The 25,274-nt window shown below is 38.8% G+C and carries 27 protein-coding genes and 1 pseudogene; 16 read left to right on the forward strand and 12 right to left on the reverse strand.

The window, feature by feature from the left end; translation table 11 throughout:
* Both IQ226_RS24975 and IQ226_RS07065 read left to right on the forward strand, forming a co-directional pair.
* Nucleotides 1–215 (forward strand): hypothetical protein (locus IQ226_RS24975; RefSeq protein ID WP_228039298.1); only part of this gene is annotated, 215 nt, incomplete at its 5' end.
* Between the two features lie 145 nt (nucleotides 216–360).
* Nucleotides 361–1,884: a thymidylate synthase gene (locus IQ226_RS07065; protein ID WP_193893847.1), complete on the forward strand. Its 1,524-nt coding sequence runs from the start codon at nucleotides 361–363 to the stop codon at nucleotides 1,882–1,884.
* 216 nt (nucleotides 1,885–2,100) lie between these two features.
* Here IQ226_RS07065 and IQ226_RS07070 read toward each other — a convergent pair whose 3' ends face one another.
* From IQ226_RS07070 to IQ226_RS07090, 5 genes are all read right to left on the reverse strand, one after another.
* Nucleotides 2,101–2,715 (reverse strand): hypothetical protein, encoded by a 615-nt coding sequence (locus tag IQ226_RS07070; RefSeq protein WP_193893850.1) that lies wholly within the window; start codon nucleotides 2,713–2,715, stop codon nucleotides 2,101–2,103.
* 80 nt (nucleotides 2,716–2,795) lie between these two features.
* Nucleotides 2,796–3,188, reverse strand: a complete 393-nt coding sequence (locus IQ226_RS07075; RefSeq protein WP_193893853.1) for a hypothetical protein — start codon at nucleotides 3,186–3,188, stop codon at nucleotides 2,796–2,798.
* A 10-nt stretch (nucleotides 3,189–3,198) separates the two neighbouring features.
* Nucleotides 3,199–3,903 carry a hypothetical protein gene (locus IQ226_RS07080; protein WP_193893856.1) on the reverse strand — a complete coding sequence of 235 codons (705 nt, stop codon included), beginning with the start codon at nucleotides 3,901–3,903 and terminating at the stop codon, nucleotides 3,199–3,201.
* Between the two features lie 55 nt (nucleotides 3,904–3,958).
* Entirely contained in the window at nucleotides 3,959–4,510 is a 552-nt protein-coding gene (gene dcd / locus IQ226_RS07085) for a dCTP deaminase (RefSeq protein WP_228039306.1), read from the reverse strand.
* Nucleotides 4,511–4,580: 70 nt separating this feature from the next.
* Nucleotides 4,581–5,117: a P-loop NTPase family protein gene (locus tag IQ226_RS07090; RefSeq protein WP_193893860.1), complete on the reverse strand. Its 537-nt coding sequence runs from the start codon at nucleotides 5,115–5,117 to the stop codon at nucleotides 4,581–4,583.
* Nucleotides 5,118–5,454: 337 nt separating this feature from the next.
* Between IQ226_RS07090 and rph the strand changes: the two genes are divergently transcribed.
* From rph to cobW, 6 genes are all read left to right on the forward strand, one after another.
* A complete protein-coding gene (rph, locus tag IQ226_RS07095; RefSeq protein ID WP_193893862.1) occupies nucleotides 5,455–6,198 on the forward strand; it encodes a ribonuclease PH in 744 nt (247 codons plus the stop codon).
* A gap of 34 nt (nucleotides 6,199–6,232) precedes the next feature.
* Nucleotides 6,233–7,018 carry an MlaE family lipid ABC transporter permease subunit gene (locus IQ226_RS07100; protein ID WP_370567098.1) on the forward strand — a complete coding sequence of 262 codons (786 nt, stop codon included), beginning with the start codon at nucleotides 6,233–6,235 and terminating at the stop codon, nucleotides 7,016–7,018.
* Nucleotides 7,019–7,777: 759 nt separating this feature from the next.
* Nucleotides 7,778–8,629: an alpha/beta fold hydrolase gene (locus tag IQ226_RS07105; protein ID WP_193893864.1), complete on the forward strand. Its 852-nt coding sequence runs from the start codon at nucleotides 7,778–7,780 to the stop codon at nucleotides 8,627–8,629.
* Nucleotides 8,630–8,657: 28 nt separating this feature from the next.
* Nucleotides 8,658–8,906, forward strand: coding sequence for a hypothetical protein (locus IQ226_RS07110; protein WP_193893866.1), 249 nt, complete (start codon nucleotides 8,658–8,660; stop codon nucleotides 8,904–8,906).
* Nucleotides 8,907–9,055: 149 nt separating this feature from the next.
* Nucleotides 9,056–9,310 carry a hypothetical protein gene (locus tag IQ226_RS07115; RefSeq protein ID WP_193893868.1) on the forward strand — a complete coding sequence of 85 codons (255 nt, stop codon included), beginning with the start codon at nucleotides 9,056–9,058 and terminating at the stop codon, nucleotides 9,308–9,310.
* 123 nt (nucleotides 9,311–9,433) lie between these two features.
* Complete coding sequence (gene cobW, locus IQ226_RS07120) at nucleotides 9,434–10,495, forward strand: cobalamin biosynthesis protein CobW (RefSeq protein WP_193893870.1); 1,062 nt, start codon at nucleotides 9,434–9,436, stop codon at nucleotides 10,493–10,495.
* 305 nt (nucleotides 10,496–10,800) lie between these two features.
* Here cobW and aspS read toward each other — a convergent pair whose 3' ends face one another.
* Nucleotides 10,801–12,588: an aspartate--tRNA ligase gene (gene aspS / locus IQ226_RS07125; protein WP_193893872.1), complete on the reverse strand. Its 1,788-nt coding sequence runs from the start codon at nucleotides 12,586–12,588 to the stop codon at nucleotides 10,801–10,803.
* 160 nt (nucleotides 12,589–12,748) lie between these two features.
* On the reverse strand, nucleotides 12,749–13,105 hold the full coding sequence (patD, locus tag IQ226_RS07130; RefSeq protein ID WP_193893875.1) for a heterocyst frequency control protein PatD: 357 nt from the start codon (nucleotides 13,103–13,105) through the stop codon (nucleotides 12,749–12,751).
* A gap of 291 nt (nucleotides 13,106–13,396) precedes the next feature.
* Here patD and IQ226_RS07135 point away from each other — a divergent pair, with 291 nt between their 5' ends.
* Nucleotides 13,397–15,670 carry a bifunctional (p)ppGpp synthetase/guanosine-3',5'-bis(diphosphate) 3'-pyrophosphohydrolase gene (locus IQ226_RS07135; RefSeq protein WP_193893878.1) on the forward strand — a complete coding sequence of 758 codons (2,274 nt, stop codon included), beginning with the start codon at nucleotides 13,397–13,399 and terminating at the stop codon, nucleotides 15,668–15,670.
* A gap of 96 nt (nucleotides 15,671–15,766) precedes the next feature.
* Here IQ226_RS07135 and IQ226_RS07140 read toward each other — a convergent pair whose 3' ends face one another.
* The 3 genes from IQ226_RS07140 to IQ226_RS07150 form a co-directional block, all read right to left on the reverse strand.
* Nucleotides 15,767–17,125, reverse strand: coding sequence for an aminotransferase class V-fold PLP-dependent enzyme (locus IQ226_RS07140; RefSeq protein ID WP_193893881.1), 1,359 nt, complete (start codon nucleotides 17,123–17,125; stop codon nucleotides 15,767–15,769).
* Nucleotides 17,126–17,235: 110 nt separating this feature from the next.
* A complete protein-coding gene (locus IQ226_RS07145) occupies nucleotides 17,236–18,126 on the reverse strand; it encodes a DUF4922 domain-containing protein (protein ID WP_193893884.1) in 891 nt (296 codons plus the stop codon).
* 517 nt (nucleotides 18,127–18,643) lie between these two features.
* Entirely contained in the window at nucleotides 18,644–19,147 is a 504-nt protein-coding gene (locus IQ226_RS07150; protein ID WP_193893887.1) for a pentapeptide repeat-containing protein, read from the reverse strand.
* A gap of 14 nt (nucleotides 19,148–19,161) precedes the next feature.
* Between IQ226_RS07150 and IQ226_RS07155 the strand changes: the two genes are divergently transcribed.
* Nucleotides 19,162–19,602 (forward strand): YraN family protein, encoded by a 441-nt coding sequence (locus IQ226_RS07155; RefSeq protein ID WP_193893890.1) that lies wholly within the window; start codon nucleotides 19,162–19,164, stop codon nucleotides 19,600–19,602.
* Nucleotides 19,603–19,654: 52 nt separating this feature from the next.
* Here the strand turns inward: IQ226_RS07155 and IQ226_RS07160 are convergent, their stop codons facing one another.
* Complete coding sequence (locus IQ226_RS07160) at nucleotides 19,655–20,044, reverse strand: hypothetical protein (RefSeq protein WP_193894038.1); 390 nt, start codon at nucleotides 20,042–20,044, stop codon at nucleotides 19,655–19,657.
* Nucleotides 20,045–20,206: 162 nt separating this feature from the next.
* Here IQ226_RS07160 and queA point away from each other — a divergent pair, with 162 nt between their 5' ends.
* The gene (queA, locus tag IQ226_RS07165; protein ID WP_193893893.1) at nucleotides 20,207–21,343 is read left to right on the forward strand and encodes a tRNA preQ1(34) S-adenosylmethionine ribosyltransferase-isomerase QueA; all 1,137 of its coding nucleotides are present in this window, start codon (nucleotides 20,207–20,209) and stop codon (nucleotides 21,341–21,343) included.
* Nucleotides 21,344–21,475: 132 nt separating this feature from the next.
* Nucleotides 21,476–22,540: a tetratricopeptide repeat protein gene (locus tag IQ226_RS07170; protein ID WP_228039299.1), complete on the forward strand. Its 1,065-nt coding sequence runs from the start codon at nucleotides 21,476–21,478 to the stop codon at nucleotides 22,538–22,540.
* A 159-nt stretch (nucleotides 22,541–22,699) separates the two neighbouring features.
* On the opposite strand, the gene IQ226_RS07175 is transcribed toward IQ226_RS07170, so the two are convergent.
* Nucleotides 22,700–23,395, reverse strand: coding sequence for a TrkA family potassium uptake protein (locus tag IQ226_RS07175; RefSeq protein ID WP_027402359.1), 696 nt, complete (start codon nucleotides 23,393–23,395; stop codon nucleotides 22,700–22,702).
* A 93-nt stretch (nucleotides 23,396–23,488) separates the two neighbouring features.
* Here IQ226_RS07175 and IQ226_RS07180 point away from each other — a divergent pair, with 93 nt between their 5' ends.
* The 4 genes and pseudogenes from IQ226_RS07180 to IQ226_RS07195 all read left to right on the forward strand — a co-directional run.
* Nucleotides 23,489–23,695 (forward strand): hypothetical protein, encoded by a 207-nt coding sequence (locus IQ226_RS07180; protein ID WP_193893899.1) that lies wholly within the window; start codon nucleotides 23,489–23,491, stop codon nucleotides 23,693–23,695.
* Between the two features lie 70 nt (nucleotides 23,696–23,765).
* A complete protein-coding gene (locus IQ226_RS07185) occupies nucleotides 23,766–24,461 on the forward strand; it encodes a Uma2 family endonuclease (protein WP_193893901.1) in 696 nt (231 codons plus the stop codon).
* Nucleotides 24,462–24,529: 68 nt separating this feature from the next.
* A complete protein-coding gene (locus IQ226_RS07190; RefSeq protein ID WP_193893904.1) occupies nucleotides 24,530–24,718 on the forward strand; it encodes a hypothetical protein in 189 nt (62 codons plus the stop codon).
* Nucleotides 24,719–24,750: 32 nt separating this feature from the next.
* Nucleotides 24,751–25,011, forward strand: a pseudogene (locus IQ226_RS07195) (type II toxin-antitoxin system RelE/ParE family toxin); the annotation flags it as partial.
* Nucleotides 25,012–25,274 lie beyond the last annotated feature (263 nt).

The raw sequence follows: 25,274 nt of genomic DNA on the forward strand, positions 1-25,274 counted from the left end.
CGTCTACCCCCAGGGCGGGGAAACCCCAGGGCGGGGAAACCCCAGGGCGGGGAAACCCCGCCCCTACGGTTTATCCTCTAATTACGCAGCTAAATCTGATCACCATAATTTACTTGAACTTTGTGGTGCGGGCATCTTGCCCGCTAGAATTATACAAACTAAATGCACAACAGCTTAATTCCCATTTAGCTTCAACACATCCCCTCGGCAATTAGTTCTTATGTACCAACTACATCCGTTTCCTTGGGGTGTGACAGTTGTGAGTGTGGAATGTGGGTTTTTGACAATGTGTGATTAATCTAGACTAATTATTGTATCCTGAATAAAAACTTAGTAAATTCAGCGAGTGGTTATCTCAATATGGGTCAAATCACCCAGTTCAATTATACAGCACAGCACAAACCAAACCAATTGATTTATGGTAGCGGTCAAACCGCAGTGATTACAGGATGGATGGTGAAACAAGCGATCGCAAAACATCTACAATCAAATGAATATGCTGTAATTGGACAGTTATACTCACCCACCAGAGGTATCAACTTACTAATTCGCAACTTATTACTAAATCCTCATGTGCGGTATTTAGTTATTCTCAATGCTACCAAAGAAGATAAAAATGCTGGTGCTTGTCAATGTTTAAGTGATTTCTTCCGTCATGGTGTGGAAGAGAGTATTAGTGATGCTGGGCGAAAATCTTGGGTAATTCGTTCTCAAGTTGCTGGTTATATTGATATTGATATTGATATAAATACCTTGGAAAAATTACGCCATTCCGTAGAAATTCAAAACGCTACATCAATTGCTGATGCTGTCGAAAAAATTCAATATTACGCCCAAAAAGAAACAGTTGCACCTTGGGGAACACCTGTAGAATTTCCCATGACTACAGTTGAACCAACAGTTTTACCAGGAACACGCTATGGACACAGAATTGAAGGAAAAACCATCGCCGAAACTTGGGTGAAAATCATTCACAGGATTAAAACCACCGGCACAATTAGACCAACTGGTTATGATGGTAAATGGCAAGAATTGATAGATTTAATGGCAGTTGTCACCGCAGAACCTGATGATTTCTATTTTCCCGAACCCAATTATTTACCAATTGATAGAAGTTTTTTAGAAGAATATATTTCCCAAATTTTAGATGATGCACCCAATCGAGAAGGGGTAAAATACACCTATGGGCAACGTTTACGGTCTTGGTTTGGAAGAGATCAAATTGAAAAGGTAATTGACAAATTAGCAAAAGATATTGATTCTGCAAGGGCTGTAATGTCCTTATGGGATGCTAGTCAAGATGATAATGACAATCCACCTTGTCTTAATCATATTTGGGTGAGAATAGTTGATAATGAACTATCTTTAACTGCAACCTTCAGAAGTAATGATATGTTTTCAGCTTGGCCAGCAAATGCAATGGGATTAAGGGCTTTACAAAAATATATTTATAATTCTTTAGTTAAAAAAACTGATCATAAATTAAAAATGGGAGCATTAATTACCATGAGTCAAAGCGCCCATATTTATGATGATTGTTTTGAAAATATCGCTAATGTCATTTCATCTCAATATCCTAAAATATCTCAACAAAAAGACTATTTTGATCCTGCTGGTAGTTTTATTATTACTATTCAGAATAATCAAATTATTGTCGAACATACAACTCCTGGTTCTGGAGAAGTAGTTAATTGTTATGCTGGTAAATCTGCACATAAACTTTCCCAGCAAATATTCACAGATTGTCCTGGTTTACAAGTTTCTCATGCCATGTATTTAGGAGTGGAATTGCAAAAAGCAGAAATGGCTTTATTAATGAAAGAACAGTTTATTTATGAACAGGATAAAAATTTAATAAAATTGCCAGTTAGAGAAAATGTCTGAATCAGGATGTCCAGGATTAAAGGATTTACAGGATTAAAACACAATACAGTTCAGAATTTGTTCTTCTCTTTTCTCTGTGTCCTCTGTGCCTCTGTGGTTCGTTAAAAAAAAGAGTTTTAGGCTTAACTGAACCGTATTGGATTAAAACAGAAAATTACTCACCAATTACCAATTACCCATTACCAGCCTCAACTAGATAACTAGCAACTTCAGTTATTAATTGCTAACTATAGCAACTAAAATTCTGACTAATTCAGTTAATTCTTCAGGAACTCGATATAATTTGATATCTTCAATTATCTCTTTTTCTTGCCGTTTATAGATAGCAAATCGCCAATCTTCACCGGTAGTTACTGCTCCATAAAGCATAGGTTTTTCTGAATTTATCCATTGGTCAAGCGCAATTAATTCAACAGCTAATTGTGTAAATCCTCTACTCAAATCCGCTTGTTTAGCCTCAATAACTAATAAACTTTCACTTTTATTAATATAATAATCTAAACTACCTTTTAATTGGTCACTGACACTAATAGGATATTCAATATTCAATTGAGTTTCTGTAATTTCACAAACTTCTAAAAGAATCGGTGCTATGATTGCTTGTTTACGGGCATCTTCACTTAATAATTTGACCCGTTGGAGGTTACGTTCAATTACTCGGTGCAATTCTTTAATATAGCGCGGTGTTGATTCCGTCGTGGGTAATTTTAGCCGTTCACGTTGATAAACACAACCAAGTTCCGCCAAAATATCTTCTGGAGAAAATGGTAAATCAAAGTATTTACTAAATGTATAACTTTGACCAGGCTGAATAATTCGGGAGCGACTCATAATATCATCTCCGTTCAAAGAACGTGACAGTGTGGGTGCGGAATTTGGGTTAAAAAAGAATATAACTTGATTTTCAAATTTTAAAGAGATTGCAGATATTCTAACAATAGTAACCGTAAGTAATCCAACATCCTAATATAATTTTTTATTTGTTCATACTTGCCATTATTGCTAAAGTAAAATTGACCAATTGGGGAAACACTAAAAACTCGCATTGCTTGTAATTGAGAAATCACCTGCTCTTTATTAATTATTTGACCTGTAGCTGCGATTTGACTAGCATAACCTCTTAAATTTACTGTTAAAAGTTCAATTTCTTCTAATAGTGAAAACTCTTCATTCTCTGGAGGAAACTGAATAACAATTTCCTTTCTTTCGCTGCGTGTGTTTTGATAGGTATTAGTCAATTGTGACAATAACTGACTAATATTTCTCTTTGTCATTTCTTGCTGATCTAAAACGGCTTCAGTCATAATATTCTAATTATCTTCTACCTATCAATCTTGAAGCTATAACTGAAGCCACTCTTTCTATTGCTATACCTGCTGTTACTGTAACTCCAAAACCGGGGGAATTACCAAAATAGTAATAGCCCATAGTAACTGCTATTCCTATTATCACGATAGATACAAAGCCTAGCTGAAAATCTTTTACTAATGATGCCCTATTTGTCTGAGAAAGTAAGTTAAAAAAGTTTGCCCTGCTTGAACTTGGTTTGTATGCAGGAGAAGCTGGTGATTCATTATTAAAAAATACTATAGTACAAAATTTCTCCTTATATTTTAGTGTAATAACATCTTTGGAAAAGTTTTGTACTGGTATTAATAGTTCACCTTCTCCCCAGCCTGGATCAACTTTTGTAGATATATTGGATAGTCCACGAGAAACTTGTGATACTCTTGATAAGATTAAAGCTGAAATTGAAGCATCTTTTGGCATTCTCAGCTTTTCGTAGGTACTAATTAAAGCTATATCTCCAGGCTTGATTTCAATTGACTTTCCTTCATCTAACGTATCAAGATTTGGCTTGCCAATTAATCTTTTGTAAAATCCACCTACCCTTAAATCATAGCCCATAGGTGTAATACAATCATCTGAACCATCCTCAATTAATAGTGGTTTTTCATGCCACTGGTTTTCGTCATAACATAAAATTCTTCTCAAATCGGTATTTGTAAGCACTGACATTTGTTAATCTCCCTATTCTCTAGCTCAAAATTAAACTCTAAATTTTACATTAAATTTAAACCTTAGCTAGAGTTACAACACCTAATTGGTCTTGATATTTACCCTGACGTGATTCATAACTAACACCACATGGTTCACCTTCCAAAAACATCAACTGCACTATTCCTTCATTAGCATAAATACGACAGTCAGCACTTGAAGCATTGGATAATTCCAAAGTCAAATAACCCCGCCAAGCTGCTTCAGCAGGAGTTACATTTGCAATTATGCCACAACGCGCATAAGTGCTTTTTCCTATGCAAATTACTGTAATGTTATCTGGGATTTCTAGTTTTTCAAGTGCAACCCCAAGTCCATAGGAGTGTGCTGGAAGGATGAAGTAGCTACCATTAGGATCTTGATGAAGTTTTGTTGCTTCCAAGTTTTCAGGATTAAAATGCTTGGGGTCTACTACAGTTCCGGGAATATGTCTAAAAATACGGAAATCTTCTGCTGATAGTCGGATATCGTAGCCAAAGCTACTAAGCCCAAATGAAATTACAGGTAGTTCTTCAGAATGACGAATTAAACTCGATTCAAAAGGCGAAATCATGCCTTTTTGAGCCATTTCGGTAATCCAGATGTCGTTTTTAATCACAAGTTCACAAATAATTCAAGCCAAGTTATTATCTTAATACTTAAGGTTGATGACTGCGACGAATTTCTGTAATTTGGTCTGCTACATCTAAAAGAGACTGGGGCATCTGAGAACCTGTGAGGATAATATCAACATGAGGAGGACGGTGAGACAGAAACTCTAAAACCTCGGTTTCTGGAATTAAACCGAAATTAATCGCTAAACTCAACTCATCTAATAGCAATAAAGAATACTTACCTTCATTAACTACCTTTTGGGTATGTTGCCAAAGTTGTTGCAAAGCTTGATTTTCTGCTGCGTCCAATTCGGAATTATCAATATAACGGAGTAAATCACAGCGAATCCAATCTAAATGTTGTCCCATTTGGGTAGGTCGTTCATGTCCTTGACGAATCCCACCTTTGAGGAATTGGACTATTAATACTGGTGTACCTTGTCCGGCAATTCTCAGCGCTTGTGCCATGACGCTGGTAAAAAAGCTTCGCTGGGAACTAGTAAAAACTTGTACCAGTCCTTCTACGGAATATGGTAAGCTGAGGGTTGAATTTAGACCTGGGGTTTCTAGTTGGGCAACCATAAGGCAAATTTTTGCTAATAGCAAAACATATAGTTATTATACATAAGACTTACGCACGCTCACTAATTTACCATGATATGAATGAACGAAATTGCGTCGTTTTCGGCTTTGGGAATAACTTATTGAGTAGGGTGCGTCAGATAGAGGGAATCTGTTTTTTTGTCAAAATATCGTGTCTGACGTACCCTACAAGGGATAAAATTTACCTGACATATTTGGGGAATCTTGTCAATGCGTAAATCCTAATACAGCAGTATTTATTAGTAAAGCAGCCTTATTCCTTTGTCATCATGGGGTAATCTAAAGGCTGTAGGCAAAAATTCAAAAGGCAATTTCCATGACTTGGCAACGTCCTGACGGGAGAACCCCTGGTGAACTCCGTCCCCATAGTTTTTATCCTAATTTCACTCGGTTTGCCCCTGGTTCTGTTTTAGCGAAGTCTGGTGATACTCAGGTTCTGTGTACGGTTAGTGTGGCGGAAGGAGTGCCTAAATTTTTGACTGGTGGTGGGAAGGGTTGGTTGACTGCTGAATATAGAATGTTGCCTTCTGCTACCCAGAAACGCCAGGAACGGGAATTGATGAAATTGTCGGGGAGAACTCAGGAAATTCAACGTTTAATTGGGCGGAGTTTAAGGGCTGCCTTGGATTTTGAGGCACTGGGAGAACTAACATTGACTGTGGATACAGATGTGCTGCAAGCTGACGCAGGAACGAGGACAATGGCAATTACTGGGGGTTTTGTGGCTTTGGCTCATGCTATTTCTCAATTATTGCACCAGGGGGTTATTGAGCGATCGCCTTTATGTGGACAAATAGCAGCAGTTTCTGTAGGCTTGTTGGAGGGTGAACCATTTTTGGATCTTAACTATGTTGAAGATGTAGCCGCAGATGTGGATTTTAACGTAGTTATGAATCATCAAATGGACATTATTGAAGTTCAGGGAACAGCGGAAGCGGGAAGTTTTAGTCGTCAGCAGTTAAATCAAATGTTAGATTTTTCGGAACAAGGTATCCAGGAATTATTAACTGCTCAAAGAAATGCTATTAGTGATTGGAATACTCTATTTGTAGCAACTTAAATTTTCATAATTTCCTAGTAAAAAAATTTAATTAGTGGCCGTAAACTTGCAACCAAAAAGAAATTTAGAACAATCTTGGATAATTCGCTGTTTGTCAGTATTCCTGTTGTTCGGTCAAATTTTACTGCATTTCCTGTGCGGAAAAACCTACTATCGCAAGATATTAGAACATACAGTGACAACAGGACCAGCTTCCCTCCCTCCAGTATTATTAGTCAACGGTTTTGCGGGGATGATTTTCACGATTCAAACCGCTAGGGAATTAGTCAGATTCGGGGCTGTAGATACCGTTGGCGGTGCATTTGCTTTAGCATTTTGTCGAGAACTAGCACCAATTTTAACTGCTAGTATTATCGCCGGACAAGTAGGTTCAGCTTTTGCAGCGGAATTAGGAGCAATGCGGGTAACAGAGCAAATTGACGCTTTATATATGCTCAGAACAGACCCTATTGATTATCTTGTCCTACCCAGAGTCATTGCTTGCTGTTTAATGATGCCTGTAATGATGATTTTTGCTGTAGTTACAGGTGTTATGGGTGGTGCTTTTGCGGCTATGCAGTTTTATCAGGTTAGTCCTGAAACATTTTTAGAATCAGTGAGAAATTTTTTATTACCATCAGATATTTTAATTATTTTACTGAAGGGGTGGATTTTTGGGGCTATAGTATCGGTTAATGGCTGTAGTTGGGGGCTAACAACTCAAGGAGGCGCAAAGGAAGTGGGAGAATCAGCTACAACTGCTGTGGTAACTACTTGGGTGGCAATTTTCATTATGGATTTTATCTTAGCCCTGGTACTGTTTGAGAAACCCTTGCTATAAGTAGGGTTTGCTGAAAAAGTTGTCTGTGATAGCGCAGCGTGACGTAAGTCATGGGCTAGGAGTCAGGAGTCAGTAGAGACGTTCCGCCGGAACGTCTGTACAGGAGTCAGGAGGAAGAATTAGAAGAAGAGAAGAATAGTATTGAATCCAAGTGATAGGTTTTTGCTAATTTCAACCTTTATTCCTTGCACCTGATTCACCTTTTTTACCTTCAAACTCCTGATATATCTCAGTTCTATGGTTATTCAGCAGCCCCTAAGTAGTTATGGGATTTGTTCATCTATTACCTATGGCTTGCTGAATAAAGCTAAAACCGTTTGTTAGAGGGTGTTTGAAAAGTCTAATTTATTACTTGCAAGGGCGACTAGAAGTCGCAGCTACACAGACGAAACCCACCTATTCCTTCGGTCCCGTAAGGGATACGTGGGTTCAAAAGCCTTGATTTTTCGTTAGTCCACGCAGGTGGACTTTGTTTGTGTAGTAGCGATTTCTAATCGCCGGAAACTTTTCAAACATCCTCTTAATAAAGGTTTCGCTGATTTCTATCACAAAAAAGTGCAAGGTTTTGGCTGATGGTATCTCAAAATATGTGCATTTTTCCTTGTCGGATTGGGAAAATTGAGGATATCCAAATAGTTGAAACTATCACCTGTCACCTGTCACCTCCCCTCACAGACAACTTTTTCAGCAACCCCTATTTATAGGATGATGATATTAGCATTTGTCTGGTGTTGTTGCCGTCGTCAATAGGAAAATAGCGTGTCAATTCAAGAACATAAAATTACAGTAGATTCTCTAGAATGGTTTTATCGAGAAGCTGAACCAATTGGGAGAACTGATTTAATTCCTGTGTTATTTTTACACGGGATAGTTGCTCAAAGTTATAGTTGGAGAAATATTATACCTAGTTTAGCAGCACAGGGAAATAGAGCGATCGCACCTGACTGGATTGGTTGTGGATTTTCCGGTACACCAGAAAAACAGGATTTTGCTTATACTCCGGACGCATTTATCACCGCCTTAGCAGGATTTATTCAAGCTTTAGAATTAGACAAGTTTTCCCTAGTTGTCCAAGGTTTTTTAGGTTCGGTTGGCTTACAATATGCCTTACGTTATCCTGACAAAGTTGCTAATATTGCTATTTTAAATACACCCATTTCTCCAGCAGCAAAATTACCTTGGAAAATTAAACAAATGGGTTTACCTTTTGCGGGAGATATGATTACCCAAGATCCATTATTAGTTGATAGAACCCTAGAAGGTGGCAGTCGTTATCGCATTGAAGATCAAGATTTAGACATTTATAGAAAGCCCTTTTTGAAAAGTTCTGCACCTGGGAGAAGTCTCCTAGCAACAATTCGCAATTTCCAACTCGAAAAAGCCATGCTAGAAATAGAAAATGGGTTTAAAGAATGGCAACAACCTATTTTAGTTCAATGGGGTATGATTGATCCTTGGTTATCTGTAGATATGGCGGAAACTTTTGTAAAATCTGTACCCAATGGGGAAATAATCAAACTTAATAATGTCGGACATTATCCCCAAGAACATTATCATCAAGTGATTTTACAAGATTTACTTCCATTTGTCCGACGTTCCCAATCGAATTAAATATCAACCCGTTTCCCAGGAAACCTTTATGACTTCAGAAAATACTGATATTAAACAAAGTTCCACTGCTAAAGTTATTTACAGATTTCTTGGAGGTGCTGCATTTGGTGTTTTGGTGGTAACTATTCCCATTTCATTATCGTCTATAGATGATTTGAATTTATTTCATCTAGTTATTGCAACAATCCTGATTCTATTATCTGGTTTGCTATCAAGTATTTGGGGAGAAAAATTTATTGATGCAATAACGCGGGTATTAAATTCCTTTGGTTCTTAATTATCAACACCAAAGATAAATTGTAGGTTGGGTCAAGCGACAGCGCAACCCAACGCATTTGTTGGGTTTCATGCTATTGCTTCGCAACGCTAACGCGAACAACTCAACCTACAAATCAAGGCTTTTTCTAATTTGGACAAGGTATTGGTATGAACAGGGAATTAGTCAAAAAATTAGTTGAAATTATTCATTGTTTATCCCCAGAGGAGAAACAATTATTAGAAACAGAATTACAAATTAAACCTGACTGGAATATTATCAAACAAAGCATCATTCAAAGAGGAGAAATACTTAACCAAAGACTTAATAATCAATCTTCACAAGATACAATTACTAATATTATCTCAGAAATGAGAGAAGAAAGATGTGAGAAATTCATCAATTCATTGAAAGTTTATGAATAATTATCTAATTTCTGGTTTTACATCTAACGCCTTAACAAGTTTAGATCCCCGACTTCTTTGAGAAGTCGGGGATCTGGGGCTGGTAATATATGGTAAAATTGAATTCAAAACTACACACAAAACATGGCTACAAAAATCCCCGTTACCGTCATCACAGGCTTCTTAGGAAGCGGTAAAACCAGCATTATCCGTCACCTCCTCCAAAACAACCAAGGACGACGCATAGCAGTATTAGTCAACGAATTTGGCGAACTGGGGATAGACGGTGAATTATTGAAATCCTGTCAAATTTGCCCCGAAGATGAAATAGAAGCAAATCCAGAAACCCCAAATAATAACAATATATTTGAACTGACAAACGGCTGTTTGTGCTGCACCGTTCAAGAGGAATTTTACCCGACAATGCGGGAGTTAATTAAACGCCGAGATAGTATTGATTATATTATCATTGAAACCTCTGGTTTAGCATTACCAAAACCCTTAGTTAAAGCCTTTCGTTGGCAAGAAATCCGCAATGCAGCTACAGTAGATGCAGTAATTACAGTAGTAGATTGTGCCGCTGTTGCTGCGGGAACATTTGCCAGTGATTTAGATGCGATCGCAGCCCAACGTCAAGAAGATGATAGCCTAGAACATGAAACACCATTACAAGAATTGTTTGAAGATCAACTTGCTTGCGCTGATTTAGTAATTTTGAATAAAACTGATTTAGTTGATGCCCAAACACAAGCACAAGTTCTAGAATTAGTCAAGAAAGAACTACCTAGAGTTGTGAAAATTGTCTCTAGTGATTATGGTAAATTAGACCCATCTATATTCTTAGGATTTGCAGCCGCAGTAGAAGATAATTTAGATGATCGTCCTAGTCACCATGATACAGAAGAAGACCATGATCATGATGATGAAATAAATTCAACTCACGTGATTTTAGACCGGACATTTGACCCCGAAAAGCTACAAGCAACATTAGAAAAACTGGCACAAGAACAGGAAATTTACAGAATTAAAGGTTTTGTGGCTGTTGCTAATAAACCCATGCGGTTAGTGATGCAAGGTGTGGGTAATAGATTTGATAAATTTTATGATCGTCCTTGGAAACCAGAAGAAGCAAAACAAACCAGTTTAGTTTTTATCGGTCGTAATTTACAATCTTCAGCAATAGAATCTCAATTAGTAGCTTTGTAATTGCGACCATAGAAGCAACTGACTTAATAGCTAGAAACCAGACGTTTAATGGTAGTGCTTGAATGTTTCTCCATTCATAAACATTATATCTGTTTGGGGTGGTAATTGATAATTTTTCTGGGGGGGAATATTGGTAGGGCGATCGCATCATCAAAGTTAAAGCAAAGTTGTTAATTTACATGAGCCATAAAAGGACAGAAGGTACTGCTGAATGTGGGTCAAAAAATTGTGTATGGGAAATTTATCAACCAAAATTAAACCCCCTACTAAAACTTAGCAGAGGGAATAATATAACATTGAATTACTTAAACCTTCGGTTTAAAAGTAGAAGCAACGTGCAACTCCTTCAATTGTTTTGCGTCCACATTTGCGGGAGCATCTGTTAACAAACAACGAGCTTGTTGAGTCTTAGGAAAAGCGATTACATCACGAATTGATTCCTCTCCAGACAACAACATTACCAAACGATCTATACCGTAAGCAATACCACCATGGGGAGGAGTACCATATTCAAAAGCTTCCAACAAAAAGCCAAATTTGCTTTGTGCTTCTTCCGTTGATAAACCAATAGCTGAAAACACCTGTTCTTGAACTTCTCGCTGATAAATTCGCAGACTTCCCCCACCAACTTCAAACCCATTTAAAACTAAATCATAAGCTTGAGCGCGGGCGGTTTTCAAATCGCTGATATCCTCAGGATGGGGGGCTGTAAATGGGTGGTGTAATGCTTCCAGACGTTTTTCATCTGCATTCCATTCAAACATGGGGAATTCTGTCACCCAGAGGAAGTTAATTTTGTCTTTTGCAATTAACTTAAATTCCTTAGCCACAAATTGACGAATTCTGTCTAAAGTTTTATTCACAGTGGACCTATCAGCCGCCGCAAATAATAACAAATGTCCAGCTTTTGCACCTGTTCTTGTTAAGATTTCCTGCTTTTGTTCCGGTGTCAAATTATCTTTAATTGCGCCAATGGTGTCAATTTCGCCATTTTCCCGGACACGAATATAAGCTAATCCTTTCGCACCTGCTTCTGCGGCTTCTCGGAAAATATCCCCACCTGGTTTAATGCGAACATTAGAAATGGCATCGTTACCGTTAGGAATGGGTAGAATTTTGACGATACCACCGTTAGAAATTGCTTCTCGAAAAACTTTAAAACCGGAATCCTTTAAACCGTCAGAAACATCAACTAATTCTAAACCGTAGCGGGTATCTGGTTTATCACTTCCATAACGGTTCATAGCTTCCGCGTAGGGAAGACGAGGAAAAGGACGAGGTAAATCAATTCCTTTCACAGTTTTGAAGATATGACAAACTAACTTTTCGTTGAGTTCAATAATTTCATCTTCAGACATGAAACTCATTTCCATGTCTAATTGGGTAAACTCCGGTTGTCTATCGGCGCGTAGATCTTCATCCCGAAAACATCGCGCTACTTGATAGTATCTATCCATTCCCGATACCATCAATAATTGTTTGAAAAGTTGGGGAGATTGCGGTAAAGCAAACCATTCACCTTCATTCACTCGACTGGGAAGAATATAATCTCTCGCACCTTCAGGAGTCGAACGGGTGAGAACTGGGGTTTCGATTTCAATAAAACCTTCTAAGTCTTCCAGGTAGCGCCGCATGGCTTTGATGACTTGATGACGCAATTGCATATTTTGCGCCATGCGTTCCCGTCGTAAATCCAAATAACGATATTTTAACCGCAAATCTTCTCTGACTGTTTCCGTGTCTGCGGTGGAAACTTGGAAAGGTAACTGTTTGCGGACGGCGTTGAGTAGTTCTATTTTATCTGCGTAGATTTCTACTTCGCCTGTAGGAAGTCGAGGATTTAGGGATTCTGGGGGACGTTGGGTAACTCTACCGGTGATTGCTACAACGTATTCATTTCGCAGTGAGTTAGCCTGTTCGTAGGAGTCTGGGGTGCGCTGGGGGTCGCTGACGATTTGGACAATACCAGAGCGATCGCGCAAGTCTAAGAATATCACACCACCGTGATCGCGGCGACGGTCTACCCATCCGTAAAAGGTAACAGTTTCACCAATATGTTCTTTTCGGAGTTCGCCGCAATAGTGAGTTCGCATAGTTATTAGTTCTTTGGTTCCGGGCTAGGTTGGGTAAATGTCAAAGCTTTCCCATTATCTAGTATCAACAGTCATTGTAGTAGTTTTAGTTGAAGAAAAATCAGTTATTTTCGCCTTGGCGGTTAGAAAGCACCTCCGCGTCTGTGCGTGAAACAAATTCCTACTTTGATTCCTGCGATTTCCTAGGCTGGGTAATAGCTTGAGAATACCCAATCAAGGTATTAATGCGTTCTTCTATAGTCTTTAATCTAGACTGAAAAGTTGTTGAATGCCTTGCCCCTTGTAGAAACATCATATCTACTTCCAATAGTCGCAACTGCTTACTTATTTCAGTTTTATAGGATTGTTCTCGTGAATTAGGATCAACCAAAGGAACAATTTGCTGGCTAAAAAACGCCTGTAACTTGGCTAAATGTGGACGTAACTCCCCCGCACTGAGTTTACCTGCTGTTACATTAGTCCGAAACTCATCTAGAAATGTTGCCAATTCCTGATATTTATCACAATTAAAAGACATCTGTTGCTAGTTAAGATAGTATTAATGTCAAGAAAATTTTCTTATATCCCCAAGCTTTCCATTGTTCCTGTTCAAAATCACAGGTCTCAAATCTTATTTTGAGGCTTGGTTTACCGTCAATAGGTTTTTGATTATGTTTGAAACAAACCTACAATGGATGATGACCATAGGCAATTAGGACATCATCTCTCCAACCTTGTCTTTAAACCTTCAGTCAACAGCATCTACTTATAGAAATGCTGTCATTTTTGCTTATCTCTTAACCTATCCACAAATTACCTTTTTTATTTTATGAGTAGTGTAGCCGTCAAACCCCCTGTTGATGTTGTTCTCCCCGATTGGCTTAACAAATGTTTAATCGCACCGCCAGCGCCTATCCTTACAGAGGAAGAAGACCGAACGTATAACGGTAATGCCTTGATTTGTCGGGCTTTTCAGTTTGCATATCAACTACATGGTGGTCAAATTCGCAAATCGGGAGAACCTTATATTGCCCATCCTGTTGCTGTAGCGGAAATACTCCGTGAATTAGGTGGTAGTCCTGCTATGATAGCAGCCGGGTTACTTCATGATGTAGTTGAGGATACAGAAGTTACAGTTGAAGATATAGAAGCACGGTTTGGGCCAGAAGTCAGACTCTTGGTAGAAGGTGTTACCAAGCTGTCGAAAATTAATTTTACTAGCAAAACTGAAAGTCAGGCGGAAAATTTCCGGCGAATGTTTTTGGCCATGGCGCAAGATATTCGGGTAATTGTGGTGAAACTGGCGGACCGTTTGCATAATATGCGGACTCTCCAATATATGTCAGATGCTAGTCGTCAACGCAGCGCCCAGGAAACGCGAGATATTTTTGCCCCTTTGGCGAATCGCTTAGGGATTTGGCAAATTAAGTGGGAATTAGAGGATTTAGCATTTAAATATTTAGAACCAGATGCTTATCGAGAAACTCAGAAATGCGTGGCGGAAAAACGCACGGCACGGGAAGAAAAGTTACTCAAGGCTACGGATACTTTGCGCCGTCGGTTACTCAAAGCGGGAATTAATTGTTTAGAAATTAGTGGTCGTCCTAAACACCTTTATAGCATTTATCAAAAAATGCAGCGGCAGCAGAAGGAATTTCATGAAATTTACGATTTGGCGGCGCTGCGAATTATTGTCCAAACTAATGAAGAATGCTATCGGGCTTTAGCTGTTGTTCATGATTCTTTTCGTCCTATCCCTGGTAGATTTAAGGATTACATTGGCTTGCCGAAACCAAACCATTATCAGTCTTTGCATACAGGGGTAATTGGCTTGACTGGCCGCCCGTTGGAGGTGCAAATTCGGACTTTGGAAATGCACCATATCGCCGAGTACGGAATTGCTGCCCATTGGAAGTATAAAGAAACTGGGGGTTCGGAAAATACTCCTGTGACAAGCACTGATGAAAAGTTTACTTGGTTAAGGCAGTTGCTAGATTGGCAAAGTGATTTAAAAGATGCTCAGGAATACTTAGATAGTGTTAAAGATAATCTATTTGAAGATGACGTTTATGTCTTCACCCCAAAGGGGGATGTTGTTCCCTTAAGTCCTGGTTCTACAAGTATTGATTTTGCTTATCGGATTCATACTGAGGTGGGAAATCACTGTGCGGGGGCGCGGGTTAATGGACGGATTGTGCCTTTGTCAACGCGATTGCATAATGGCGATATTGTGGACATTATTACTCAAAAGAATTGTCATCCTAGTTTGGATTGGTTAAATTTTGTTAGCACGTCAGCGGCGAAGTATCGAATTAAACAGTGGTATAAGCGATCGCGCCGGGAAGAAAATATCGCCAGAGGACGGGATTTATTAGAGAAGGAATTGGGGAAAACTGGTTTTGAGAGTTTGCTCAAATCGGATGCTATGCACACTGTCGCGGAAAGATGTAATTATCATACTGTGGAAGATTTACTCGCTGGTTTGGGTTATGGGGAAATTACCTCGAATTTAGTGCTGAATCGTTGGCGAGAAGTTGTCAAAGCTAGACAACCGGTCAGTGATGTTGTCCCATTTATCCCCAAAGAACCAGCTCCAAAATCCTCACGGGATACATCACTAATTACTTCCCGTGCTAGTGATTCCCCGATTATTGGTATGGAGGGTTTGGTTCATCATATCGCTGGCTGTTGTACCCCCATTCCCGGTGAAGCAATTGTGGGTGTGGTGACAAGAGGAAGAGGAATTTCTATCCATCGCCAAGGCTGTCATAATGTAGATCCTATTGAATATGAGCGTTTAGTACCGGTGCGCTGGAATTCGGCTATGGAAAACCGTGGCCGTCCTCATACTTATCCGATTAATGTGCAAATTGAAGCTATGGACAGAGTAGGAGTATTGAAAGATGTACTATCACGCTTGAGTGATCAAGGTATCAATGTTCGTCATGCTCAAGTGAAAACTTCTCTGGGACAACCTGCGTTAATGGATTTGGGAATTGATGTCCGCGATTGTTCTCAGTTGGAACATTTATTTGTGCAACTCAAGAAAATGAGTGATATTCTCAATATTCGCCGTGTTTGTGAGGCTGAGGACTGCGGTTAGTGGGGTGTTACAGCTATTTTCATATTTTTTATCTCACGCAGAGGCGCTCCAGGCGCAGAGGAGGAGATACATGAGAATGGCTGTAATTGGCGGGTTTTAAATAATTTCATTGAGGGTTTGTAGAAGTTGATCTATTTCTGCGGCTGTGTTGTAATGGGCTAGTCCTATTCGTAATAAGCCGCCTGATGTTTCTACGTCTAATTTTTCGGTGAGGTTGGTTGCATAGAAGTTGCCGTACCAAGCGAATATTCCCTGTTCTCCTAATATTTTGGCTATGGTTGCTGGTGTTTTTCCTTCTATGCGAATGGATACTGTTGGTGTGCGCCATGTAAATTGGCTGGGTTCGGTAATTCCATAGAGAGTTAAACCAGGGATTTTTAATAATCCTGAAATCAATTTTTTACTTAATTCTCTTTCGTATTGTTGAATGGCTGACATGGCTGCTAATAATGCGGCTCGACGACTATGATAGGCCGATGCTAATTTGTGGTTTGGTTGTTCTGTTTCGGTTAGGAAACGAGGACAATGGAAGGTGGTTAAGCCTTCTCTATCGGCTTCTATTAAGGAGGAAAGTAATTCGTTATCTAAGGTTGGGGAAACATGACAACCTAATTTTGCTAAATAATTAATTGCTGCTACTAATCCGGCTAAACCTTCATGATTTAATGTTCCTGTTTCCCATCTGGAAGGGACTTCTTCTGATGCGGGTTTAACTTTATAAGGGGAAAATTTGCTTAAATGTTCTCTTTTTCCGTAGAGAATTCCTACATGAGGCGCGAAGAATTTGTAGGCGGAACAGGCGAGAAAATCACAGTCTAAATGATGAACGTTTATCGGTGCATGGGGGGCATAATGGACGGCATCAACATATACTAAAGCCCCAAATTTATGGGCGAGTCTGACTATTTTGGCAATATCATTAATTGTGCCGACGGCGTTGGAAGCGTAAGTTACTGCTACTATTTTGGTGCGGGAATTTATCTTTTTTTCTAAATCGGTTATATCTAATGTACAGTCGGCAATATTAATATCAACTGTCCGAATAATCACACCTTTTTCTTCTAAAGCATACCAGGGAGAAATGTTGGCTGCATGGTCTAGGTCTGTAACAATTATTTCATCACCAGGTTGGAGTTCTCTACCGATAGCGCGACTCACGGAGAAGGTGAGGGTGGTCATATTTGCGCCAAATACTACTTCATCATGATCGCATCCCAGGAAGTCAGCGATCGCCGCCCTGGCAGAAATAATCAAGGCATCGGTTCGCATACTGGTAGCAAAAGCACCGTGAGCGTTAGCATTTGACCTGACTAAATAATCACTAATTGCGTCTAATACTCCACCGGGTACTTGTGTTCCCCCAGGTCCATCAAAGAAAATCGCTGGTTTTCCGTTGATTGTTTGTGTGAGTGCGGGAAACTGGGAACGAATCCATTTTATGTCTAAAGATTCCATGATTTTTCCTCTTTTTGATGATTTTTGTTTCGCGCCAGGACGGATTAGATCCCCGACTTCTTATATTAATTCATAATTTGCTCAGACGATAAAAAAGAAGTCGGGGATCTTCATTTTTTTTGTACAGGAAAAGCAACATTATTTAAAAGGTTAATAGGGCTAATATTTTTTAATAGTTGCATTTGTTGTTGGTTTTTGACTAATAATGCCCCTGCAAACCCCAATGAGTTCACAGAAATTTCTGCAAATTCTTCAAATTGTCGGGGAACAATGAACATCCATTCTCGCGTTATCAAGAGATTATATGCTCCTGATTGCTTATGATTTTCTAGGGGTTTAATTCCCAAAGTTTGTAGTAATGTATGATATTTTTTGCAGGTTATTTCGGCACTTTCTCCCAAGTTAATTTTAGTGAAAGCGTGTAGAAAGGGAAACTCGGGGATAGTTCCCAGATCATTTTCTAATTTTGCAGCTTTTACAAGTGGTGAAATGGGAATATCTGTTTCTGCAAAAGGGACAATTTGTAAATGTTTATGTGGTTGACTCGCACCGGCAAGTTTACCACCGTTATAAAATACTAACCCATTAAATTCTGCTAAACAAGCCCACATAGCTGTAAAATCTTCTAGGGTAAGTAGGCTTTCCTGTGGTTCAAAAGCGCGGGTAATTATCAAAAAGTGATAATCAACAACATTGAATTTATTTAAAATACAAACGTGAGTAGAAGAGATATCCGCCACAAATAAAGCTTCTTCATAAGGTAAAAAAGGATTAAATTCTTTACCAGTTTTAGAGGGTGTTTGATTTTGTTTTTCTTGATCAGCTTTTTTGCGATTGATATTTTCTAAAATTCTGACAACAAACTTGATTCCATCTTGTTCAAAAATTTCCACTTCTGTGGGAATAGATTTTAAAGCTCCAGATTTTAAAGCCAGTTCGGTGGTTTTTTCGAGATTTGTCCATAATGTACCCGGTTTAAGTCGGATTTCCTGCTGGTGCATATTTTATAGGAGATAACTGACAATTTTATAAGCTGTTACGCAGCTAAATTTGATAACCATAATTTACTTAAACTTTGTGGTGCGGGCATCTTGCCCGCTAGAATTTACAAACTAAATGCACAACAGCTTATCATAAATTGGTTATATATTCTATTTATTCTTGATGATAAATACATAGTTAATCAATTTAGAGGTGATGATTTAATTATATCGCCATTATTTCCAGAACTCAAATTAACACTTTCACAAATTTTACAAAATATATAAATACTGTAAGCGTCGTCAGCGTCAGATCCCCGACTTCTTTGAGAAGTCGGGGATCTGATCTGAATCTAAGTCTAATTTATTACTTGCAAGGGCGACTAGAAGTCGCAGCTACACAGACGAAACCCACCTATTCCTTCGGTCCCGTAAGGGATACGTGGGTTCAAAAGCCTTGATTTTTCGTTAGTCCACGCAGGTGGACTTTGTTTGTGTAGTAGCGATTTCTAATCGCCGGAAACTTTTCAAACATCCTCTAAGAACAATATAAAGTATCTCTTGTCTCCCTTCCTGTCACGGGATTAGTACCTTTTGCTACGTTACATAGTTTCTTTTGTTCATCTCGACGCAGTAGGACATCGGTAAAATCTGCACCCTCTATTATAGCACCATCAAATCTGGCACTAGCTGCAAATGCTCCTTCTAAAATGGCGTTGGTTAAATCGGCTTTAATTAACCGCGCTGAATCAAGTGTAGCATTAGTTAGGTCTGCTCCCTGTAAATTTGCTGATTCTAAATTGGCGGCGAAAAAACTCACACCTCTTAAGTTAGAGTGACTGAAATTACTGTAGCGAAGATTTGCTTTAGTAAAACTAGAATCTGTTAAATCACGTCCCGAAAAATCAGCACTGATAAGAATTTCTTTGTTATATTCCAGTGCTACAGCAGAAGGGACAAAAGTTGCTAAGGCTGTGGTGGAAATCATCACCCAAAGTAATAAACTGAGTATACTGATCCAATTGGGATGCTTAGTATTCATGGTATTGTTAATTAATGGCTAATCCTTCTCCATTTAATTATGCAGATATTGGTAACATAGGTGAAGACCTGGTAGCCAAATGGTTACAATCTACAGGTTGGGAAGTTTTGCAGCGGCGCTTTTGTTGTCGTTGGGGGGAAATTGATATTATCGCTGAATATCAAGACACAATGCTGGCGTTTGTTGAAGTGAAAACCCGGAGTTCTGGTAATTGGGATGAAGGGGGAAAAAATGCCATTACTCCCCAAAAACAGGCAAAAATCTGGCGGACGGCGGAAATATTTTTAGCTGAATATCCACAAAAAGCCGATTATGCTTGTCGCTTTGATGTGGCACTTGTTCATTATCAATTACAAAGTAAAAAGACTATTGGCAAAGAATCTTTAGAGCGTTTATCTATATCTGGATATGAATTTAAGCTGCTACAATATATTGAGGCAGCTTTTGAACAGTAATAATCATGATTGCAAAATTATTTTTACTTTGCGATACTTAATTGAGAATTGTTTAAGCAAGTGTTTCTGGACAGTAGCCTAAACCGCGAACAAATTGTTGTCTAAATGCTTCAATTTCTTCTCTTTCCGGGCTACCATGAGAAACAACTGCTACTTGGTAACGACGCATTACGTCTATGGGTGTTTGTCCAGATTCTAAACTCCAAAATGCCATTTGGACTCTCATTGGTGGCTGATAGCTAATTCCCAATTCACTCAAGAAAGCTCGAAAATCACCATCTTGTTGATCTGAGACTGTTTCTTTGAGTTTAATTCTGACTACCCAACCATCAATTTGATGAATCACGCTCACAAAGGACACGGGAAGTTGCGGTCTACCATGTAAGTATTGAACGATTCTCAGAGTGAGGGTGGCATTGCCTAGATAGTACAAGTATTCCATCATCATGTTATGGGATTAAATTTAGTTCTACATATCTATCTTCGTTAATGGGGTGGGGTTCTGGGTAGGGTAAAAGCACCCGTTGTTCTATGGGGAGATTTACCCAATCTGGGCAGGGGGCAGGGAGAAATAATTTTCCCAATTACCAATTACTTGATGAATATGAAGCGACAAATAATACAAGATAAAGCGAAAACACAAAATGTTAATTTAGATTGTTCGTTGTCTAGTTATGACTACGAACTTCCACCAGAACTAATCGCCCAAAACCCTGCTGTTCCTAGAGATAGTTCTAAGTTATTGGTGGTAAATTCTCCCGAAACGGCTAAAACTATACCACCTCTACATCACATTTTCCGTGATTTGTCGGAATTGCTGAAAGCGGGTGATTTATTGGTTATGAATAATACAAAAGTAATTCCCGCTCGGCTATATGGCTGTAAGGATACAGGTGCGGGGGTGGAGGTGTTGCTGTTGGAGGAACGAGGGCATAATTGCTGGTTGGCTTTGGTGAAGCCTGGAAAGCGCTTTAAGGTGGGTAGTGAGATTATTTTTACAGCGGGAGGAGATGGGAATAAACAGGAATTGAGGGCGACAGTTGTTGAGTCAGATCTAGAAACTGGGGGGCGATTATTACAGTTTGATTTGCCCCCAGCAGTGCCTTTAGTGCAGGTGTTAGGGAAGTTTGGACAGATTCCCCTACCTCCTTATATTACGGCTTCTACTGCGGCTGATGAACAGTATCAGACGGTGTATGCGGCTGAACAGGGAGCGATCGCCGCCCCAACGGCAGGATTACATTTTACACCGGAATTATTAGAAAAGTTGCGTAGTAATGGCATTAATCAGGCTTTTATTACTCTCCATGTTGGTATCGGTACTTTTCGCCCAGTGGAAGTAGAAGATGTCACTACCCACGCCATGCACGAAGAATGGATTGAAGTTCCCGCTGATACCGTTGAGCAAATTCGGGCTACTCAGGCTGCTGGGGGACGAATTATTGCGGTAGGGACAACGGCGGTAAGAGCTTTGGAAGGTGCGGCACAATCTGGGGATTTACAGCCCTTTGTCGGGAAGACAAATTTGTTTATTTATCCGGGGTATAAATGGCAGGTTGTGGAGGGGTTAATCACCAATTTTCATTTACCCCGTTCTAGTTTATTGATGCTGGTTAGTGCTTTAATTGGTAGAGAAAGATTATTGGATCTTTACCAGCAAGCAATTAGTTCTGAATATCGCTTCTACTCTTTCGGTGATGCTATGTTAATCTTACCAGAAGGGAAAAGTATTCAATTATGAATTTTTAATGAAGTGATGGATAATCTAATTTAGATTAGATTCAGTATAACTAAAGGGTAGTAAGTTATGTATCAAAAATACCATAAGTATCCGTCTTTTAACATAGCTAAGGCTACATACAAGCAAGTGTTAATGAGTATCCTTTCTACTTCTTCTGCATTTTTAATCTTGACTTTACCTGCAATTATTAATTCTCCCAACAGTCAGGTATCAGCAGCAGAAGTTGTTTCCCAAGATTTAGAAGCAGCGATATCTTTTCAACAGGGAGTAACATTTTATGGTCGTCAAGATTTTCAAGGTTCAGAAATGGCTTTTCGTAAAGCCTTAGAACGAGATCCTAACATTGGTGCAGCGCGAAATTATTTAGGGAATATTCTTTTACAACAAAATCGCTTAGATCTAGCTATCCAAGAATTTGGAGAAGCCATTAGATTAAATCCCAATTTGGGATCAGCTTATTATAATTTGGGTGTAGCTTTACAAAAACAGGGACAAAAAGAAGCCGCTATTACAGCTTATCGTCAAGCTTTAGTGGTAACTCCCACATTAGCTGATGCCCATTATAACTTGGGAGTTTTATTTTATGAGCAAGATCAGCGTCAAGATGCTATTTCTGCTTATGAACAAGCAATTAATTTAGATAGAAATCATGAAAATGCTTATTTCAACTTAGCAATTGTTCAACAACAAGAAGGTCAAGTAGAATCGGCGATTTCCGCCTATCGGGAAGTTTTAAAAATAAATCCTGAAAATTCTGTAGCTTACAATAATTTAGGTAGTCTTCTAGTAAATCAAGGTAAAATTGCTGAAGCAATTAATATTTATAAAGCAGCAATTCTGCAAGATCCGAAAAACACCTCTGCTTACTATAATTTAGGAGTAGCTTTATATAATCAAGGTGTTTTTAAGGAATCCGCTCAAGCATTAAGACGCGCTCGTCAACAGTATATAACACAAGGAAATACTGAGCAAGTTGCCAAAACTGAACAAATCATCCAGCAAATTGCCCAAATTTTAGCACCCAACAAACCGCCTGTAAATCAACCTGGTAGCGCAACGGCAGTTACTACGCCACTAGTTGAACAAGCGCCCGCAAATCTTCCCCCTGTTGAAGACTTACCTGCAAATACTTCGACAACTGAGAAAACTACTTTACCGAATTCGACACCAGATAAACAAATCACAAATCCAAAATAATTAGTCATTGGTCATTGGTCATTGAGGAAATTATTATTCCCAATTCCCAATTCCCAATTCCCAATTCCCAATTCCCAATTCCCAATTCCCAATTCCCAATTCCCAATTCCCAATTCCCAATTCCCAATTCCCTATTCCCTATTCCCTATTCCCTATTCCCTATATTGGTAAACGATTAATATCTTTATTACAACCAATTACTACCATTGCAGAACCTTTTTCTAACCGTTTAGTTGGTTCGGGATTAATGATAAATTTACCATCATGACTGACAGCCAACATATTTAAACCGTAGCGGTTACGCAGTTGCAGTTCAGCAATGGTTTTTCCATGAAATTCATCAGGAACAATTAACTCCACAATACTGTTATCTGGGTCAAGATCAAATCTTTCTAAAATTCCCGGTTTAGTGAGTGTTCTTGCTAAAGCACAACCAGCTTCATATTCAGGAAATACTACATGATCTGCGCCCACTCGTTGTAATAATTTGCGGTGAACTTCACTAGAGGCTTTTGCAACTACGTGAGGTACACCACCTTCTTTGACATTTAAAGTAGTAATAATACTTTCTTGAACGTAGTTACCAATAGCGACAATGACAGTATCAAATTCAAAAATTCCGGCTTCTTTCAGGGCTGCTGATTCAGTTGAATCGAGTTGCAAAGCATGACCAACTATTTCTTCATTCAATGCTTCGGAAACCCGTTTTTCATCAACATCTGTAGCTAATACTTGATAACCTAAATTATGCAGTGTTGAACAGACAGAACGACCAAAACGACCTAACCCAATGACAGCAAATTGGTGGTTATCTTTACGTAAACTGCGAAGAAATTTTAAGGATGAAAGATTCATGATTGGTAATTGGTACACTAAATAAGGAATAAATAATCCCTGTCCATAATGTAGTTGATTTTGATACTATTAAGTAAACCACCTAAATTAGCTATGCAAATAACTAACAGCGAAATCAAAGCTATGCGGGAATTAATGCCTGATTATACCCCCGGACTGGAAGCAATGGATCATTTACCTCTTGATCCTGCCATTGCCACTGTTATAGTTTTATATATCCTGAAAATAGGGGTTAATATATTTTGCGATTACACTGAACCGCCGGCTGCTAGTGGTGGAACTTTACCCCCAGCACCATAATTGATTATATACGGGCGGGTTTTCCCCGTCCTCTGCTGATTGTGTAAATTAATTCTTGGAGGTATAGCAAATGGTAATGCAGCGGCCACAAACTAACCCAACTCCTCAAATTCTACCTTTAGAAAATGGCGATCGCTTATCACGCCATGAATTTGAACGTCGTTATACTGAAAGTCTCGATATTAAAAAAGCTGAATTAATCGAAGGAGTAGTTTACGTGGCCTCACCTTTGCACTTTCAACGTCATGCAGAACCCCATAGCAATTTAATCGGTTGGTTGTGGAATTATCGTATTCATACCCCCGGAATTAAATTAGGAATAGAACCTACCATCAGATTAGATCAGGATAATGAACCTCAACCCGATGGAGTTTTATTAATTGATGAAAGTTTGGGTGGAAAATCTCGAATTACCGATGATGATTATATTGAAGGCGCACCGGAATTAGTCGCGGAAATTGCCGCCAGCAGTGCAGCTTATGATTTATATGATAAGAAAAAAGCCTATAAACGTAACGGCATTCAGGAATATATTGTTTGGCAGAGTTTAGAAAATAAATTAGATTGGTTTGGGTTACATGATAGTGAATATATATTACTGCAACCTGATACAGAGGGCATTATTAAAAGTCAAGTTATGCCCGGATTATGGTTATCTGTAACGGCATTATTAGCAGGAGATATGGTTAAGGTTTTAGAAGTATTGCAAATAGGATTAAACTCACCAGAACACACAGAATTTTTACAGCGTTTATCAGGTTCATGATATAATTTAAGTAGATTTTTAATTTTCAGCTTACAATGTAATCAGAGAGCTAGATTTGAGCTAAAAATATGGAAAAATTAAACATTAAAACTGAAGCCCAAAAATTAATTGATAGATTACCTGATAATTTCACTTGGGATGATTTGATGTATGAGATTTATGTTAGACAAGTAGTTAAGGCTGGACTTGCTGACAGTCAAGCTGGTAGATTAATTTCTGTACAGGAAGTTAGAGCTAAATTTGGATTACCAGAGTGAAAGTTTATTGGACATAAACAGCCGTAGAGAATCTTTCGGCAATTTATACCTATATTTCCCCAAATTCTCCACAATATGCGGCTAGAGTAATTGACAGATTAACTAGGCGTTCTGAACAAATAGCTAATTTTCCGTTTTCAGGTCGGATTGTACCAGAGTTTGCAACCCAGGAAATCCGTGAAGTAATTGAAGGTGCATATCGAATAATTTACTACATCAAATCTGAGCAAATAGAAGTGCTGGCTGTTATTCACGGTTCACAGCAAATAACGCCAAATTTAGAAGCAGAGTAGATATAGAGATAGTTTTGGGCAAAATATTATTAAAGAAAATAATGCTAACAAACTACATTCAAGCAGCCTTAAACCGAGCCAAATATGAACTTTTAGAATGTTCCGAATGGTAATCACTGGCATAAAAATGGTATTTCTGAATTGGGTTTTGAAGGTTTTGTGATGACATTAATCAATTCTACCTGAGTTCGATAAGCTGTTGTGCATTTAGTTTGTATAATTCTAGCGGGCAAGATGCCCGCACTACAAAGTTCAAGTAAATT

It is taken from the genome of Dolichospermum sp. LEGE 00240, assembly GCF_015207875.1.
Lineage (GTDB): Bacteria > Cyanobacteriota > Cyanobacteriia > Cyanobacteriales > Nostocaceae > Dolichospermum > Dolichospermum gracile.